The 16,906-nt window shown below is 46.8% G+C and carries 18 protein-coding genes; 15 read left to right on the top strand and 3 right to left on the bottom strand.

Annotation, left to right across the window (positions count from 1 at the left end):
• Positions 1–162 precede the first annotated feature (162 nt).
• The 12 genes from ASG81_RS05970 (at position 163) to ASG81_RS05915 (ending at position 11,687) form a co-directional block, all read left to right on the top strand.
• Entirely contained in the window at positions 163–1,137 is a 975-nt protein-coding gene (locus tag ASG81_RS05970) for an ABC transporter permease (protein ID WP_056630483.1), read from the top strand.
• Between the two features lie 27 nt (positions 1,138–1,164).
• Positions 1,165–2,034: a carbohydrate ABC transporter permease gene (locus tag ASG81_RS05965; protein WP_056630480.1), complete on the top strand. Its 870-nt coding sequence runs from the start codon at positions 1,165–1,167 to the stop codon at positions 2,032–2,034.
• A 71-nt stretch (positions 2,035–2,105) separates the two neighbouring features.
• A complete protein-coding gene (locus tag ASG81_RS05960; RefSeq protein ID WP_056630477.1) occupies positions 2,106–3,689 on the top strand; it encodes an extracellular solute-binding protein in 1,584 nt (527 codons plus the stop codon).
• A 235-nt stretch (positions 3,690–3,924) separates the two neighbouring features.
• Positions 3,925–4,158, top strand: a complete 234-nt coding sequence (locus tag ASG81_RS05955; protein ID WP_056630473.1) for a hypothetical protein — start codon at positions 3,925–3,927, stop codon at positions 4,156–4,158.
• Positions 4,159–4,309: 151 nt separating this feature from the next.
• Positions 4,310–6,400: a transglycosylase domain-containing protein gene (locus ASG81_RS05950; protein ID WP_056630470.1), complete on the top strand. Its 2,091-nt coding sequence runs from the start codon at positions 4,310–4,312 to the stop codon at positions 6,398–6,400.
• A 633-nt stretch (positions 6,401–7,033) separates the two neighbouring features.
• Positions 7,034–7,330, top strand: a complete 297-nt coding sequence (locus ASG81_RS05945) for an antibiotic biosynthesis monooxygenase family protein (RefSeq protein ID WP_056630467.1) — start codon at positions 7,034–7,036, stop codon at positions 7,328–7,330.
• A gap of 37 nt (positions 7,331–7,367) precedes the next feature.
• The gene (locus ASG81_RS05940; RefSeq protein WP_056630464.1) at positions 7,368–7,778 is read left to right on the top strand and encodes a DUF4265 domain-containing protein; all 411 of its coding nucleotides are present in this window, start codon (positions 7,368–7,370) and stop codon (positions 7,776–7,778) included.
• A gap of 29 nt (positions 7,779–7,807) precedes the next feature.
• A complete protein-coding gene (locus tag ASG81_RS05935) occupies positions 7,808–8,590 on the top strand; it encodes an SDR family NAD(P)-dependent oxidoreductase (RefSeq protein WP_056630461.1) in 783 nt (260 codons plus the stop codon).
• A gap of 227 nt (positions 8,591–8,817) precedes the next feature.
• A complete protein-coding gene (gene fur, locus ASG81_RS05930; protein WP_442952818.1) occupies positions 8,818–9,276 on the top strand; it encodes a ferric iron uptake transcriptional regulator in 459 nt (152 codons plus the stop codon).
• A 297-nt stretch (positions 9,277–9,573) separates the two neighbouring features.
• Positions 9,574–10,392 (top strand): AAA family ATPase, encoded by an 819-nt coding sequence (locus tag ASG81_RS05925; protein ID WP_056630723.1) that lies wholly within the window; start codon positions 9,574–9,576, stop codon positions 10,390–10,392.
• Between the two features lie 105 nt (positions 10,393–10,497).
• Positions 10,498–10,962, top strand: a complete 465-nt coding sequence (locus ASG81_RS05920; RefSeq protein WP_327205146.1) for a hypothetical protein — start codon at positions 10,498–10,500, stop codon at positions 10,960–10,962.
• Positions 10,959–11,687: a class I SAM-dependent methyltransferase gene (locus ASG81_RS05915; RefSeq protein WP_056630454.1), complete on the top strand. Its 729-nt coding sequence runs from the start codon at positions 10,959–10,961 to the stop codon at positions 11,685–11,687. The genes ASG81_RS05920 and ASG81_RS05915 overlap by 4 nt, the downstream gene beginning before the upstream one ends.
• Before the next feature lie 104 nt (positions 11,688–11,791).
• Here the strand turns inward: ASG81_RS05915 and ASG81_RS05910 are convergent, their stop codons facing one another.
• The gene (locus tag ASG81_RS05910) at positions 11,792–11,983 is read right to left on the bottom strand and encodes a cysteine-rich CWC family protein (RefSeq protein WP_056630449.1); all 192 of its coding nucleotides are present in this window, start codon (positions 11,981–11,983) and stop codon (positions 11,792–11,794) included.
• 84 nt (positions 11,984–12,067) lie between these two features.
• Entirely contained in the window at positions 12,068–12,874 is an 807-nt protein-coding gene (locus tag ASG81_RS05905; protein ID WP_056630445.1) for a Cof-type HAD-IIB family hydrolase, read from the bottom strand.
• A gap of 176 nt (positions 12,875–13,050) precedes the next feature.
• Between ASG81_RS05905 and ASG81_RS05900 the strand changes: the two genes are divergently transcribed.
• From ASG81_RS05900 to ASG81_RS05890, 3 genes are all read left to right on the top strand, one after another.
• Positions 13,051–14,475: a S41 family peptidase gene (locus tag ASG81_RS05900; protein ID WP_056630442.1), complete on the top strand. Its 1,425-nt coding sequence runs from the start codon at positions 13,051–13,053 to the stop codon at positions 14,473–14,475.
• Positions 14,476–14,543: 68 nt separating this feature from the next.
• A complete protein-coding gene (locus ASG81_RS05895; protein WP_056630439.1) occupies positions 14,544–14,765 on the top strand; it encodes a DUF1450 domain-containing protein in 222 nt (73 codons plus the stop codon).
• A 92-nt stretch (positions 14,766–14,857) separates the two neighbouring features.
• Positions 14,858–15,361 (top strand): ferritin, encoded by a 504-nt coding sequence (locus tag ASG81_RS05890; protein ID WP_056630436.1) that lies wholly within the window; start codon positions 14,858–14,860, stop codon positions 15,359–15,361.
• 324 nt (positions 15,362–15,685) lie between these two features.
• Here the strand turns inward: ASG81_RS05890 and ASG81_RS05885 are convergent, their stop codons facing one another.
• Complete coding sequence (locus ASG81_RS05885) at positions 15,686–16,876, bottom strand: MFS transporter (protein ID WP_056630432.1); 1,191 nt, start codon at positions 16,874–16,876, stop codon at positions 15,686–15,688.
• Positions 16,877–16,906: the final 30 nt, after the last annotated feature.

Below are 16,906 nucleotides of genomic sequence, written 5' to 3'. Positions count from 1 at the left end.
TGCTGTTTTTTCATTAAAGAAATTATAAACCTATTTGAAAGAATGTATAAGCAATCAAATGAGTTTACAATAGAAAAAACGTTTTCATCTTAGTAAAGTAGGAGTCAAGCGAGCTTAGGAACCGACGCCTTAAACACATTTAATTGAAAGGAGCTTACAAACATGAATCAGGCAAACGCCCCTGAACTTGGCGGTATTAAAAGAATCAGTAACAATAGAACGTCGAAGTTGGCGCATACTTGGAAACAGTATAAGAGGAACCGCTATTTGTTCATGCTGCTATTTCCTGCGCTGATCTGGTATGTTGTTTTTGAGTACGGTCCCATTTACGGTATTCAATTGGCTTTTAAAGATTTTTTTATCCGGGACGGAATATGGGGGAGCCCTTGGGTCGGGTTAAAGCACTTTAAATATTTGTTTTTTCAGTCTCCGGACTTTTTGAGGGTATTGAGGAATACCGTTGTGATCAGCTTATATCATATTATTTTTGGTTTTCCCGCTCCTATCATATTGGCGCTGTTATTTAACGAAGTCCGTTTCAAGAGGTTCAAGAATTTCACGCAGACGCTCACGTATTTGCCTTATTTTTTTTCATGGGTTGTGCTTTCGGGTATATTGGTTATGCTGTTGTCCCCGAACACTGGCGTTGTGAATTATGTGATCGAGTGGTTCGGATTTGATCCGATCTATTTTCTGGGAAGTGAAGCCTATTTCCAATTATCGTTGATCATGTCCGCAATCTGGAAGGATGTCGGTTGGGGAATGATCATATATTTGGCCGCTTTGGCAGGCATTGATCCGCAGTTGTATGAGGCTGCCGTCATGGACGGCGCGAATCGCTGGAAGCAAACGCTGCATATTACGATTCCATCCATTCTTCCTGTCATCGCCATTTTGTTTATATTGCGAATCGGGGGCGTTCTGAATGCCGGCTTTGACCAGGTGCTGAATTTATATAACGCCAATGTATATGCGGTTGGTGACATTTTGGATACCTATGTCTACCGTATTGGTCTGCAAAACTTTCAGTTCAGTATGACGACTGCCGTCGGGTTGTTTAAAAATGTGATCGGGTTTGCTTTAGTTATGATAACCAATTATATTGTGAAAAAAATGGGACAGGAAGGCATTGTTTAACGAAAGACCCGAAAGGTGTGAAGAGCAGTGAAACGAAGTTTCGGAGAAAATATATTTCAGGTCATCCTCATTATATTTATCATTGGTTTATGCGTTACCATGATTTATCCTTTCATTCACATGTTATCGATTTCCTTTAGCACCCCTGTAGAATCGCAAAGGTACGGAATCCATCTCTATCCGCTTGAGGTATCGTTATACGCATGGGAGAAAGTATTGACGAAACCGCAGGTATGGATCGGGTTTGGCAATTCGGTATTTCGGACGGTTATCGGGACGGCGCTGTCGTTAATTTTCATGGCGATGTGCGCTTATCCGCTTTCACGGAAATATCTTCCTCATCGAAATTTCTATACGATGTTTATCGTCGTTACGATGTTTTTCAGCGGTGGGCTTATTCCAACCTTTCTCCTGATCAAGTGGCTCGGATTGATGGACTCGCGATGGGTTTATATTATCCCGGGTTTGATCAACACGTTCTCGATGCTGATTCTCCGTAATTTCTTCATGAGTATACCGGAAGAGATAGAGGATTCGGCCAAAATCGACGGGGCTAACGATCTGCGGATTTTGTTCGGCATTGTCCTTCCGTTATCGAAACCAGTATTGGCGACGCTTGCGCTGTGGGGAGTCGTAGCGCAATGGAATGCATGGTTCGATGCAGTATTGTACATTCAGGATCAGTCGAAGATGGTGCTGCAAACGTATTTGCGCCGGCTCGTCATCACCGGCGAGGATATTCAACTGATTGCTACTTCAGGCACAACAGATATTGGGTATGGCGATCCGATCAATGCCGCTGTCATTATGCTTACTGCGCTGCCGCTCCTGTTGATGTTTCCATTTGTTCAGAAACATTTCAACAACGGAATCATGGTTGGCTCGCTTAAGGGATAAAGGTTTTTAAGGAATGCACTTGCGGCATTCTGTTTAAATAAACTGTTGGACAAAAAAAGGGAGGAAGAAAATTGAAAAACAGAAAAAATATTTGGTCAGCCATCGCATGCATCGTATTGTCGATGTTTCTTCTTGTAACAGGCTGCAGCGGCAACAACGGTAATACGGGAAACACCCCGAAAGTCACTTCGCCGGCGCAGGACAAGGAGGAGCCTATCGAAATTACGATAGCTAATGTCGCCGATATACCAAAAACAGACGATAATTTCGCGGTGAAATATTTGGAAGAGAAATTTAACGTCAAGATCAAAACGGTCAGATTCGAAAGCGCGAGCTGGAAGGAACAAATTAACGTCATGCTCGCTTCCAACGAAATACCCGATATTTTCCCGTCACCATCGGGAGAAGGCGATATGGTTCAATGGGCGAATCAAGGCATCATCGGCAGCATATCGGTTGAAGATATCAGACAATATATGCCGAAATACGTAGCGGATTTCGAAGCGGTTGCTCCGAACGCATGGGATGTAGGAACATACCAAAGCAAGAACTGGGGCGTTCCGAGAGTTTGGGACGCGGGGGCGACCGGATTTACGCCAGCCTACAACGGTGACTGGCTCGAAGCCATTGGCTTCTCCGAACCGCCGAAAACCCTTACTGAGTTTGAGGATATGCTGACCAAATTCACCTTCGATGATCCTGATAAAAACGGTAAGGATGATACCCACGGCATGACTGGTAGAGGCAAGGATTTTACGCCTTCGATGTTCAGCCCGGTATTCGGAGCGTTTGGCGTAGCTCCGTATCAGTTTAAGGTTGGCGCTGACGGCAAGCTTGTAAACGGGGCGATCACGGAAGAAACAAGACAAACATTGAAACTATTGAACAAATGGTACAAAGCGGGCATCATTGATCCGGAGTTTATTACGGATACAAATGGCGAAATTCAGCAGAAATTCGTCAGCGGCAAAACCGGGATAGTTGACACCGGCATGTGGCATCATCTGTTTGCAGACGGATATTTCGGTAAAATATCGATAGACCAAGGTCGTAAGCTTGTCGTCGGAACGGCGCTGACCGGACCGAATGGAGATTCGTATGTCGTGGCAAACGGCGCACTCCAAGCACCGTTGATGTTCGGTATTGATGTAGAGAAAAATGAAAAGAAACGGATCAAAATTTTACAAATGCTGGAGTTTATGGCGACCGATACCGAAGGATATATGACAACCGTATTCGGCGAGGAAGGCGTTTCCTATACAATGGATGGGGATGTAGCCGTATGGACGGAGGCATATAGCGACGGTGATAAACGCACCGAGCTCGGGATTGGAGGGTTCTATAATCCATTCGTGCAAAAAGTATCTTCTATGATGAAGCATCACTTGTCCACGGAAAAGATTGCCTTTAGGGATAAAGTCACAAGCGGCGTGAAGGTGTTGACCGACGCTCTTGGACCTGCCGTGCTGGAAAGCAAAACGCAATATGATACGGTTGTAAAGCCGTTGCAGGATCAATATTTCGTTAAAGCCATTTCAGGAGAATTGGATACGGATAAATCGTTTGACGATTTCGTTGAGCAATGGTTGAAAACCGGAGGTCAGGCATATACGGATGAAGCAAATAAACTGTATGCTGAGCGTAATGCGAAGTAACATTCGTGTAACTTCTTCTCTCTGAGACGAAAGGCTGGAACATTCATGTTCCAGCCTTTTTTGGCGTTAAAGTTACACGCGTATCATTTCCTGGACCTCTGCTCCGTAAGCTTTTTTTCGAATTGCCGGTTCTAATTTTGGCTGTCCTGAATAAAGTAGATAATGAAGCCCTATTGTTGCAGATCTATCATTATTTTTGCAAAACAATAGAATAGGGCGGCAGGAGGCAGATAATTTGAACAAACCATGGGAGCAATTGCGGGTGAACCCGGAGAAAAGCGGCGGAAAGAGGGACGTTCTGTTTGAGATTGAACAAACGATAGTGGAGCTGGAAATTTATTTGGAAGAAAATCCGGATGACGAAATAGCTCGAATTCAGTATCAGCAATTTGTGAACAAGCGGGCGATTTTCATTCCTCCTATGCCGGAAGCTTACGACAGGCATTATCATCCCGAAATGCAGGCTTAACCAAATAGGTCTAAAAGATGCTGGGGAGCAGGCAACTGCTCCCTGGCATTTTTTTATGCATAAAAGCGGCAAGTGAGTCGAACGTACTAAAAATCACATCCTTTCACGAATAATGTAGAAAATAGAGAAGCACGATTATGGGGGAAAACGGATGAGAAGCAATCAAGCTTTAAAAATGAAAAAGTCAAAGGCAAAAAGCATACTGCGCATGGCTGCAGCTTTGCTCATCGTTGCTTTCCTGGGCGCATGGATCACCTTTCGCTTACTGGTCGGCGCGCAGGATATCGGGCAACTGGATGTACCGCTGCCGGCAGCGACGATTTTGTATGATAAGAACGGAACGGAAGCTACGCGGATTTCATTCAATAAAATTGAAGAAATTGGATATGCGGAAATACCGAAGCATATGGTGGATGCCGTTGTAGCGGTGGAAGACAGGCGGTATTTTGAGCATGATGGAATGGATATGCGGGCGATCGGACGCGCTTTTTTAAAGAATATCGTGTCAGGCGGTACGGTGCAGGGCGGCAGCACGATTACGCAGCAGCTGGCTAAAAACGTCTTTTTGTCGCATGAGCGGACCTGGTCAAGGAAGTGGAACGAGGTGCTCCTCGCTAAGAAGATTGAGGAAAACTACAGCAAGCGGGAAATTATGGGGATGTACCTTAATCAGATCTATTACGGCGAAGGCGCCTGGGGAATTGACAGGGCGGCGAATACATATTTCGGCAAGCGGCCGAAGCAGCTTACGGTAGCGGAGGCGGCACTGCTCGCCGGTCTAATAAAAGCGCCATCCGCCCTTACTCCTTATAAGCACATGGATAAGGCACGTGAACGACGGGATGTCGTCCTTCAGCTAATGAAGGATCAAGTGTTGATTAGCGAGGATATTTACAATAAGGCTCTCCGTGAGCCCATTCAATTGTTAAGCTCGAGGCCTAACCGGGTAGATGACATCAACTATCCTTATTATGTGGATCAAATCATTCGAGAGGCTATGTCGCAATACGGACTATCAGAAAATGAAGTGCTGCAAGGCGGACTGCGAATCTATACGGAGTTGGATACGAAAATGCAGCAGTCGGCGGAGAAGGTTTACGCCCAGGAGGAACTGTTTCCGGATAGCGCGGCAGATCAGCTCATCCAAAGCGGTGCTGTTCTGGTCGATCCGCGCGATGGCGGAATTCGAGCGCTGGTGGGAGGAAGAGGGGAGCAGCCGTTCAGAGGCTTTAATCGAGCGACACAGCTAAAGCGTCAGCCGGGCTCAACGATCAAGCCGATCGCCGTTTATACACCTGCATTGGAGCTTGGTTATAAGCCAAGCGATGAGGTGGTTGATGAACCGATCAGTATTAACGGCTATGAGCCTCAGAACGCAGACGGCTCATTTCACGGACAGGTGTCGCTTTATGATGCGTTAATTAACTCTTACAATATTCCGGCTGTGAAATTGTTAAACGAGATAGGGATCGATAAAGGGATCGATGCCGCAGCGCGTTTCGGCATTCCGTTGACGGAGCAGGATCGCACGCTGGGACTTGCGCTTGGCGGTCTGCATGAAGGCGTATCGCCGCTTCATATGGCCGAAGCCTTCGGCGTATTCGCCAATGACGGCGTACGTATGCATGCGCATGCCATTACCCGCATTGAATCCGCTGATGGTACAGTACTGGCAGAATTCGAGAAGAGCGCGGGCAGCGAGAAGGTAACGGAGCCTGCCATTGCACGAATGATGACAGCCATGCTGGAGGGAGTCATTAAGGAGGGAACGGGTATCGCTGCCGCGCTTGGGGACCGCCCGCTTGCCGGGAAATCCGGCACGACGCAAATGCTGGGAACGTCAGGCTACAGCGCAAAGGATAACTGGTTTGTCGGCTATACGCCTCAGCTTGTAGGCACGGTATGGCTAGGTTATGACCAAAGCGACAGCAGCCACTATTTGTCCACGAGCTCTAAGGCCGCAGCTGTCGTATTCCATGCGTTGTTAGCAGAAGCTTTAAAGGATGAGCCGGTGATGCCGTTTCCAAAGGCTCCGAATCTTTTGCCAAATAAGAAGGATAAGGGGAATAAATGGAGCTCTAACGATGATTCGAATAATGAGAGTGAGCGAGACAAAGAGAAGGAGGATAGAGAGGAGCGGAAAGAAAGAGAAAAAGAAGAGAAAAAAGATAGAAAGAAGGATGACGACACAGAAAAAGGAAAAGGCCGTCACCGCGACAAAGATGACAATGACGATGATTAAAGGACTAAATTACGTTTAAGATGCTATGTATGTTGCATAAATGCAGCAATATTTCTGTTTCTTGTTTCGGATTTCTGGCTATTTTGCATTATTGCAGGATAGCCTTTTCATTTGGCGGACATTCAGCGCTTTAAAGTCAGCTATCCTGCACATACAAGATAGACCGCTGCGTCTCTGAGAAACCGCCTTCTATCCTGCAATGTTACAATATAGCCTTAGGGAACAAGAATATACTCATCACCTGAGACCTTCTCTTGTTACTTACCTTTGGCTACAACGAATCCTACTAGAATGATCGCAAGACCGGCCCACGTACGCCAGGTTGGTGATTCCCTCAGAAAAATAAACCCCATAAGCCAGTAAATAATGTTTCCATTAAGAAAAATTATTATTAGAAAATAATATGATCAACCGTAATGAAGTTCGAATTTGTCCATAATGGCATCCAGGAAAATGCGCTGCGATGCTTTCTCTAATTTACATGGAGGCTTTCCAGGTAAGCCCCCGAATGGGCTTTTTTTTGTTGTATGATAAGAAAGCATTAAATTCGGTCATACGATGGAAATACAGGATCGCATATGGTGTTTTTTGGGCAATTCGTATATGCTAGATTGGTATGAAAGGACTGATCATATGATTCTGGAAGTTGCTGTATTGCAGGTTAAATCGGGAATGTCAGATGAATTTGAGCGTAATTTCAAGAAGGCCTCGGCAATCATTTCCAGGATGAAGGGCTATATTAGCCACGAGCTTCAGAAATGTATAGAAGAAGACAGGAAATACATATTGCTAGTAAGATGGGAAACGCTGGAGGATCATACAAAGGGCTTTCGGGGATCGGCAGACTATTTGGAATGGAAGAGCCTGCTTCATCACTTCTACGATCCATTTCCTACCGTGGAGCATTATACCTGTGTGGATCTGAGCTAGCGGGTTCCAGAAATGAAATTGATAATAGGCATAGAGGGTGAAGAGCATTCAAGATTTTATAGAACTGCAACTCTGCTTCGATGGTGTTGGCCGAGAGGTTGAAGTATTAGATGTCATTCAATTGGATGATGATATTTATAGAATCGAGGAAAATCCTGTTTTTACAGAAAACGTTGCTTTCGGCGACGTCATCCGTGTAAAACCGTCTAACGATGTTTCCTTATACATAGAAACAATTGAAAAATCAAGGTATACCAGACACAACTGGCTGCTTAGCAAAGAAGTCATTTATTCGGTGGAGCTGAAAATTTTAAAAAATAAAATCCGTAATTGGCAGGGCAAGTCCCAGCAAGTATTCGGAGGTATCTTTATCGTGAATTTACCTGCCGATACGGAGGTCGATATTAACAATGAAGTGCAAAAGGTGATAGAGACGGTTCAAAAATAGCAATGGGCAGAAGAGGGGCGAATCATACGATGGAGCTTGGGTTAAAAGGAAAGGTAGCGATCATTACGGGCGGAAGCAAGGGGATTGGACTGGCAACGGCATTGCTGCTGGCTGCCGAAGGCGCTGAGGTAACAATCGTCGCCAGGGAGGCAGAGTCGCTGCGCAGATCGGCGGAGCAAATCAAGGAGCAGACAGGTAAAGACGCTTTAGCAATTAGTGCTGACGTATCGAGGCCTGAGGAGGCCGCACGGGCGGTTGCGGAGACAGTGGCGCGCTTTGGAGGCGTCAACATTCTCGTTAATAATGCGGGCACGTCTGCAGCTCGTCCTTTCGAGCAGGTCGAGACGGATGCTTGGACGGCGGACCTTGATTTGAAGCTTTTCGGAGCCGTTCAATTTTCGCGAGCGGTGCTGCCTCATATGCGACAAGCTGGCGGCGGAGCTATCGTCAATGTAACCGCGGTCGGCGGAAAAACTCCCGGCGCTTCCTCGCTGCCAACCTCCGTTAGCCGTGCGGCAGGGCTTGCGCTCACCAAAGCGATGAGCAAGGACCTGGCTGCTGACCGCATACGCGTAAACGCGGTATGCATCGGGCTCATTCGCAGCGCACAAATTGAGCGGATGTGGCAAGCCAAAGCCCCCGAGCTAAGTTGGGATGAATTCGCGGCCGACGCGCGTCATGGCATACCGCTTGGACGGATTGGCAATGCGCAGGAAGCGGCCAATGTCATTGGCTTCCTCGTTTCCGAGGCGGCATCGTTCGTGACGGGGACCTCCGTTAACATTGACGGCGGAATTTCCGCGGTGCTGTAAGTCACCGCAGCAATAAAACAAGAGAAGCTCCTTGCATGCGGCCGTATCGTACGGATGTTTGCCGGGAGCTTCCCTTCTTTTATAGGGCATTTGCTAAATTCGCAAAAGTATACTACCATTAGATTGTAATCATTCTAAAAGCAAGCCTTTACAAAAATGGAATAGTATTCATGTACTGGCTTTTCAATATGAGGAGGTATCCGAGCGTGTTAAATATCGCGGCAGAAATGGACCGAATAAATCGGCAATTGATGGCAAACGGATACAAACTGACGACTCAACGTGAAATCATATTACAAGTGCTTCTCGAGAACGAATTGGATCACTTGAGCGCAGAAGGTGTCTTTATGCTCGTAAAGCAAAAATATTCCGAGATCGGTCTGGCTACCGTATACCGGACGCTCGAGCTGCTTGCTGAGCTTCATGTCGTAGAGAAAATGAATTTTGGAGATGGCGTAGCACGCTATGATCTTCGCGGCGAGGATCATGAGCATATGCATCATCATCTCATTTGCGATGAATGCGGCTCGCTCACGGAAATAAAAGAGGATTGGCTGCTCGAGATCGAGCAGCGGATTGAACGGGAATTTGGCTTTAAGGTAACGGACCATCGGCTTGATTTTACAGGGACCTATCAGTCATGCAGCAAGGGCGAATGCAAGCGGTCGCGTAAAGCCGTATCTTGATAGATCGTTTGTCTGCAAAAAGAACAGGAGCCTTTCCACAGAAGCGGAGAGGCTCCTTTTTTTGGCATGCGGAATCAGCTTGTGTGCAGAGCCGCTTGCAGAAATTAATCATTGGCTGGAGCCCTATAGCGGATAATAGCATTGAACCTGAAACGTATTGCAAGGTGCCTGGCAAAGCAGGAGAAAACGCTTAGGCGTCTTTTTGAGAAGAGTGGCTTGCAAAGCAAAATGTTTCTGATATACTTAAATCGTAATTATTACGTTTTAAAAGCGATAGCCAAAGGAGCATGCAAAGCAATGAGCAAAAACAACAATAACCGTCTTCCGCGGGCAAAGGGCTCGGAAATGGCCACCTTCTATACCCCTAAAGATTGTGCGCGCAAGGTTAAGCGGATCGTATTTCAGCCGGAAAATCGGAGAATTATAGAGGAATTTTTGACTATTCTTAAGATGAAGGAAAAGTTTTTTCTGCATGATGTGCCGATTCCTAATAAAATCGTCATGTTTGGACCTCCCGGAACCGGTAAAACGTTGACTGCCTTCTATATGGCTCAGCAGCTTGACATTCCGCTTGTTCTCGTAAGGTTGGATACGATTATTCATAGCCATCTTGGTGAAACGGCGAGCAATGTCCGCAAAATTTTCGAATATGCGAAAGCTGCTCCTTGCGTGTTATTTCTCGACGAATTTGATGCAATTGCCAGAACGCGCGAGAATAATGATGAGGTCAAGGAAATGGCCCGTGTCGTGAATACGCTGCTGCAATGCTTGGATGAATTCGAATGCGGCAGTATATTTATGGCGGCGACGAATTTGCAGGAGGAGCTCGATCATGCGGTATGGCGCAGATTCGATACGAAAATGACGTACGGCATGCCGGACGATGCTGCGAGAAGTGAATATATCCGGCTGCTGATCGGCGATTTCGAGAGTGAGCAGCAAACTCTAAATCATGCTTGCTCGTCGTTAAAGGGCTGCAGCTTCGCCGACATGGAGCAAATCATATTGAAAGCAAAGCGGAAAGCTATTATTGAAAGCTCTATGCTAACATCTAAGCATATTCGTTATTCTATTGAGGAATATAAACCGCATTTGAATATGGAGGCTATTTCATGACTGTTTCTGGCTATCGAAAAAGAGCAGCATACTACACAATAGGATCCGATCCCGGGGTTTTCGTACGATTAGGCCGTTTCAGTGCAAACGATGGGGAGCATCGCCGTGAACGATGGTAAGGAACTCGTATTAAGCAGCCAAACAAAGGCGCTTTGGGAGCGCAGGGAGCGGGAGCTTTATGCTTGGGCCAAACGAGATAAACGGAAAAAGAAAGATAAGCATACCGTAATGCTTGAATCGTTTATGGTTGATGCGGAGCTTTATCCTGTGCTGTCGCAGCTTAGACGCATGCAAATGACGACCGAGTTTTCTTGCGCAGGCGTGAGTCTGCAAGACGATCCGCTGGATCATTCCCTATATGCCTATATTACGCTACATACATCGGAGCAGACGGAAGCATTCGTACGTTTTGCAGCTGGATACATGAAGCATCGCCTTCTTGTTTCCTATGAGCCGGCACGTAAGCGATATGACCTCTCTTCGTTTTTTATTGGGCATAACCGTTCATTTTGCTTGCTGATGCAGCGCTGTACCGAATTATATGAGCAAGCTTTGACCGCAAAATCATGACAGATGCAGTCATGACGGCAATCGCTTCTGTCTGGGATAATAAAGCGAAAGCTTACGCAAAAGGAACAGATCGCCTTCTGGAAACGACACAGCAAAAGGAGCGATGGAACGGCCTTCTGCGTAAGCTGCTTGAAGGGAAATCGGAGCTAGACGTATTGGATGTGGGTACAGGGCCGGGGCTGCTTGCTTTGCAGCTTGCAGAGCAGGGACATCGTGTAACGGGTATCGATCTATCCAGCGAGATGCTTCGCATCGCGAGATCAAAGGCCGAAGCAATAGGGCTATCGTGCACATTTATTGAGGGAGATGCGCAGCTGCTGCCTTTTCCAGACGGAAGCTTTGATGCCGTCGTTAGCCGAAACGTGCTATCGGGGCTTTCTTGCATAGCATGCGCATTGACAGAATGGGGCAGAGTGCTGAGGCCTGGCGGCAAAATAGTCGTCATGGACGGCGATTGGAAGGCGCGTAACGTAGACCCCTTTTTCCGCACGACTTCGTCAAAAATGGGAAGATGTACAAGAAGTCATATGCCTATCGCATGGAAGAAGAAAAGTGTAGGCCATTCCATAAATGGTGTTCTAGAGAACAGATTGATTGAGATGCTAGAGCATGCAGGCTTTCATCCCATAACGAGTCACCAGCCTGAGCAATTATCTTCCTTAGGGACAAGGCTTAATCCATCCCATCAATTTCAACGCATATGGATGACTGCTATTAAAGGATAAATAGAGATAAATAAATAACAATAATTAAGCTGGCGGAAGCACGAATGTGACCTAGACGGTTAGCGACATCCCGCCGCACAATGCTTTTACGCGTGAATTTCCATCTAGGTCTTGAGCGAGTCCTCATTTGCAAGCAAGCATCGCTTGCAAATACAGGCTTTGCCGCGTTTATTTGTTGGAATCTGTTGAAGAAGCTCCTTTGGAAAATTTTCATGAAAGCACCAGCAATCCGCACCATTCTCTTGAACAGCTGGAATGCCGCACTCATTCGGTTGATTGCATATCGGACAATTCATAGTCAATACGCTCCTTTTTCTAAAGAAACAGCCCTTTCGCTGAAAACGAAGGGGCTGTTCCGCATGTTCTATTGTGTAGTGAGGCTACTCTGCGGATGCATGCAGAACAAATTTCTCGATAACATGGCATACGCCTTCCTCATTGTTAGATAGCGTGACATAGTCTGCGATGTCCTTCAGCGATTGGATCGCATTGCCCATTGCTACGCCAAGACCAGCCGCGAGAATCATTTCATTATCGTTCCACGCATCGCCCAGCGCAATCGTCTGATCCATCGTACAGCCGAGATGCTCAGCCATAAACCGCAGGGCATGTCCCTTGGTGCCTTCTTTGTGCATGAACTCCAAGTAATGCGCCTTCGACTTCGTAATATGCACGCGATCGCCGATGAGTGGCCCCAGCTGCTCGGCTATTTCGTCGAGACGAGCGGGCTCGTCAATAATAAGCATTTTGTTCATTGGAAAGTCCAGCAGCTTGTTGAAGTCTGGCTCGATTTTGTACGGAATATTGGATAGCTTGGAATAGGCTTTTATTTTATCGTTATCCTCTGTGCTATACAGCTCGTCATCTACGTAAAGCTGCAGATGAAGACCGTTCGCTTCTGCGAAGGCGTGAAGTTCCTTAGCCGCATCGATAGGCACGTTTCTCTCATATAATACTTGTCCGTCGAGCAGCGTTTTGACGAGGGCGCCTTGATAAGTAATAATAGGAACATTGAGTTCAATTTGTTTGGCGATCTTCTGGGCAGAAGCAAACATGCGGCCGGTTGCGAGCGTTACGGTTACCCCCTGCGCAATGGCAGCCTCCATCGCACGCTTGGTGCCTTCCGTTACGGTTAGGTCATCTGTTAATAAGGTGTCGTCAACATCAATAGCGATAAGTTTATACATACTAGCAGTAAATCTCCTCTCCAGCTCTCTAAAGTTAAGATTAGGTTGATTGTAGCTAAAATGAACCATACATACAAGACTAAACGCCAGCTTTTAAGTTAAGTTTTATTACACAAAACGGGGTCTATGCTTTCGAAGTAAGTTTTACTTCGTTAAACTTTTGAGGAGATGAACAGATGAACGATTTTACATCAGCGGCGGCAAAAAAACGATTTCTGACCTTCTGTGCGCTGGGTGCTGTATTGTTTACAGTTGTTGGCTTCGCATTGGGATTGCTATGGATGGGTAACCGGTATCCCATGCTGAAGGAGCCGGCTTTCCAGCAATTTACGGTATCCTACAACAAAATTATCGATGATTATTTAAACGGCGCTGAGCCGAAAAAGCTTATTAACGGGGCGGCGGAAGGAATGGTTGCCTCGCTTGAGGATCCTTATTCCCGTTATTTGGCCGAGGAGAAGGGAAATGCTTATACAGAGTCCTACGAAGGTCAAATTTACGGGATCGGCGCTGAAATTCGCGAGGAGGAAGGACAGTTCGTGATCAGCGGGCTAACGAAGGGCGCTCCTGCCGAACGTGGCGGCTTGCTGCCGGGCGATATGATCATCTCGGCAGATAATCAGAAGCTGAGCGGCAAAACGTTTGAAGAGCTGCTGGGCATCATTAGAGGCGAAGAAGGAACATCCGTCTCGCTGCAGATTCAGAGGCCGAATCAAACCGGGCCGTTCACTCTAACGTTAAAGCGGGAAGCAATTCCGATCCATACCGTGACGTCAGAGCTGCTGGAAGGCGGAATCGGTCATGTAACGATCAGTCGTTTTGCCGAGAAAACAGCGGACGAATTTGCTGCCGCGCTCACCGAGCTTCAGACGGAGAAGCCGCTTAAGGGCTTGCTGCTCGATATGCGCTCCAATCCTGGCGGCCTGCTTCAGCCGACCATTAAGATTGCGAGCACGCTCATTCCGAAGGACAAAGTTATTTTGAATGTCGTGTACAAAAACGAGCGTCAAACGATAACCTACAAGTCGAAGCAGGAGAAGGAATGGACAGTACCGGTTGCGGTGCTCGTAAACGGACAATCTGCCAGCGCGAGCGAGGTGCTGACAGCTGCCTTGAAAGAATCGGCAGGCGCTGCGGTTATCGGAGAGAAGACATATGGCAAGGGTGTCGTTCAAGCCTTTAATCAATTTAAGGACGGTTCCGTCTTAAGCCTAACGGAAGCACAGTGGAAGACGCCGGGCGGGACTTGGATTAACAAAACAGGGGTGTCACCGGACTATGTTGTTGCTCTGCCTGCATATACTCAGCTTAGGCCGCTTGCAATCGGAACGGAAATGAAAGTCGGAAGCTACGGCGAGGATGTAAAGACGCTTCAGCTGATGCTGAAGGAGCTCGGCTACACGCGTACGGGTCAGAAAGGCTTGTTCGACAAGCAGACTGCCGAAGCATTAAGCAAATTCCAGACTGCCGAGAAACTGGAAGCTACGGGCAGCTTTAATGATAAGACCGGCTACCAGCTGCTGGAGCGGCTTCGTGAAAAGCTTGGACGCGAGGACAGCCAGCTGCAAAAAGGAATTGAAGTTCTTAAAATTCGCAGTTGACAACGGGGATGATTATCATTATCATTTAGTAGGAAGCAAATACTTCGTTGCGCTGCGGGGTGAGTCGGATGAAGAAGATCAAGTATTGCAAAAGGAATTTAAAGAATGGTTTAGAGCCGGTTTATAAGGCTATGAAAAATCGATATCCGGATATAAAGCAGAAGAAAAGCGATTGTCTCGGCGATTGCAAAACCTGCAAGCTAGAGTGCTTCGTCGTCATTAAGTCGAAGACGGTAAGCGCACCGTCCGCAGAGAAGCTCTACAAGCGATTAAAGAAAATGATCGGCTGAGTAAATATGGATACATTTACAAGAACGGCATTTGCCGTTCTTTATTTTTATGTTAGAATAAATACAATCTAGGAAAGCTGAGGTGCACGAGCATGAATGATGGACTAGCAGAAGCGTTGAATGAACAGATGAATTTTGAATTTTATTCTGCGCATGTGTATCTTGCGATGGCTGCGTATTGTTCAGGTGAAAGTCTTGATGGTTTCGCTAACTTCTTTATTGTACAAGCAGAGGAAGAACGGTTTCATGCAATGAAAATATACAAGTTTTTGAACGATCGTGGCCGTCGTGCGAGGCTTTCCGCGCTAGGAGAGCCAAATAACGACTACACATCTATCCTTGATACGTTCGAGCAAGGCTATGGGCATGAGCAGCAAAATACGAAACGCTTCTACAATTTGTCGGACCTTGCGATCAATGATCGTGAGCACGCGACGATTAACTTCCTGAAATGGTTCATCGACGAGCAGGTTGAAGAAGAAGCGCTGTTCGATAGCATCATCCATAAGCTGAAGCGTATCGACAAAGACAGCAATGCTTTCTATATGCTTGATGCAGAGTTTGCCGGGCGCTCATTCACGCCTCCGGCGCTCTAAATCGAATCAGCTCTCAAATAGCAAATAACGAAGAGGCCGCTCGCTTAGTAGATCTTTCTACCAAGCGAGCGGCCTCTTTCTCATCCTGCCAAGGCGTTAACCGGAATCAACGTCTGAACCTTGGCGCTGTCGTGCTTAGAAATTAACGCCGGATTCCTTTGTAGCCCAAGACTTTCTCCAAGAGCGAGTTACAGCGTAGAAAACAAGTGTCGAGACTAAANCTGCAAATCGGCCAGCCGCTTTCTAAAAGAGCAAAAGCAGCCCGCCCTCGGTTGAGGATGGACTGCTATCGGAATCAACGTCTGAACCTCGGCGCTGTCGTGCTTAGAAATTAACGCCGGATTCCTTTGTAGCCCAAGACTTTCTCCAAGAGCGAGTTACAGCGTAGAAAACAAGTGTCGAGACTAAAACGATAGAACCAACAATAAGGAAGCCGGTAACGTGAGTGCCTGTCGATTGTTTTAATGGACCAAGTATATATTTAGGCAGTAGGAACCCTCCTAAACCGCCTGCTGCACCGACGATTCCAGTAACAACACCGATTTCCCTGGAGAAGCGTTGAGGAACAATTTGGAACACCGATCCGTTCCCCATACCGAGGCAAGCCATCATAATACTTGTATAAAGAAGCATAACTAAGAATGAACTTGGCATTGTTGCAATCGMAAACGCACTTATTGCAACGACGCCAAACAATAGGGTCAAGAACCGCATTCCGCCAACCTTATCCGCAATCCAACCGCCTACAGGTCTAAAGAAGCTGCCGGCTATAACGGTAAGAGTAACCACGTAACCTACTTGTATTTTGGTTAGGCCGCCCGGGACGATAGCATCGCCATACACATCGTAGAAGAAAATGCTGAAGTAGCTGGCAAATCCGACAAAGCCGCCAAACGTGATCGCATAGAAGAAGGAGAACCACCATGTGTCCGCATGTTTAAATACACTGAGGTAATCTGCCAACGTTTTAGGMGCAGGAGCATTCGGAGCATCCTTGGCTAAAATCGCAAACACAACAATGACAAGGATCAAAGGTATTATCGCCAAACCGAAAACATTGTGCCAACCGTAAGCTTGCGCAAGCTGAGGTCCGAAAAATGTAGCTAACGCAGTACCGCTGTTGCCTGCTCCGGCAATCCCCATCGCCAGACCTTGATATTGTGGTGGGTACCAGCGGCTTGCCAAGGAAAGCGATACAGCGAAGCTTGCGCCTGCGATACCGAGYAAGAATCCGATCGATTTAACTTCAAGAATGCTTGTTCCGCCGAGCCAGCCCCAAAGAAGAGGAATAATGGTAAGCGTCATCCCGATAAGTCCAGCTTTTTTACTGCCTATACGGTCCGCCAATATTCCCATCGGTATCCGGAAGACGGATCCGCCCAAAATGGGAATGGCTACCATGGTAGCTTTCTGAGTATCCGACAACCCGAAATCTTTGGTAATGAAGAGTGATAAAGCACCAATAAATACCCAAATCATAAAGCTTACATCAAAGTARAGAAAAGCTGACAACAAACTCGGGAAGTGACGCTTACCATTATTCCT

This window comes from Paenibacillus sp. Soil522 (genome assembly GCF_001428245.1).
Classification (GTDB): Bacteria; Bacillota; Bacilli; order Paenibacillales; family Paenibacillaceae; genus Pristimantibacillus.
This window is presented reverse-complemented; position numbering and strand designations above follow the sequence as displayed.

Bases quoted from the DNA above. Each gene is read 5' to 3' on its own strand.
- ASG81_RS05890 (WP_056630436.1), top strand. From the start codon at position 14,858: ATGAATGATGGACTAGCAGAAGCGTTGAATGAACAGATGAATTTTGAA.
- ASG81_RS05950 (WP_056630470.1), top strand. From the start codon at position 4,310: ATGAGAAGCAATCAAGCTTTAAAAATGAAAAAGTCAAAGGCAAAAAGC.
- ASG81_RS05905 (WP_056630445.1), bottom strand. From the start codon at position 12,874: ATGTATAAACTTATCGCTATTGATGTTGACGACACCTTATTAACAGAT.
- ASG81_RS05935 (WP_056630461.1), top strand. From the start codon at position 7,808: ATGGAGCTTGGGTTAAAAGGAAAGGTAGCGATCATTACGGGCGGAAGC.
- ASG81_RS05915 (WP_056630454.1), top strand. From the start codon at position 10,959: ATGACAGATGCAGTCATGACGGCAATCGCTTCTGTCTGGGATAATAAA.
- fur (WP_442952818.1), top strand. From the start codon at position 8,818: ATGGACCGAATAAATCGGCAATTGATGGCAAACGGATACAAACTGACG.
- ASG81_RS05925 (WP_056630723.1), top strand. From the start codon at position 9,574: ATGAGCAAAAACAACAATAACCGTCTTCCGCGGGCAAAGGGCTCGGAA.
- ASG81_RS05970 (WP_056630483.1), top strand. From the start codon at position 163: ATGAATCAGGCAAACGCCCCTGAACTTGGCGGTATTAAAAGAATCAGT.
- ASG81_RS05900 (WP_056630442.1), top strand. From the start codon at position 13,051: ATGAACGATTTTACATCAGCGGCGGCAAAAAAACGATTTCTGACCTTC.
- ASG81_RS05945 (WP_056630467.1), top strand. From the start codon at position 7,034: ATGATTCTGGAAGTTGCTGTATTGCAGGTTAAATCGGGAATGTCAGAT.
- ASG81_RS05895 (WP_056630439.1), top strand. From the start codon at position 14,544: ATGAAGAAGATCAAGTATTGCAAAAGGAATTTAAAGAATGGTTTAGAG.
- ASG81_RS05910 (WP_056630449.1), bottom strand. From the start codon at position 11,983: ATGAATTGTCCGATATGCAATCAACCGAATGAGTGCGGCATTCCAGCT.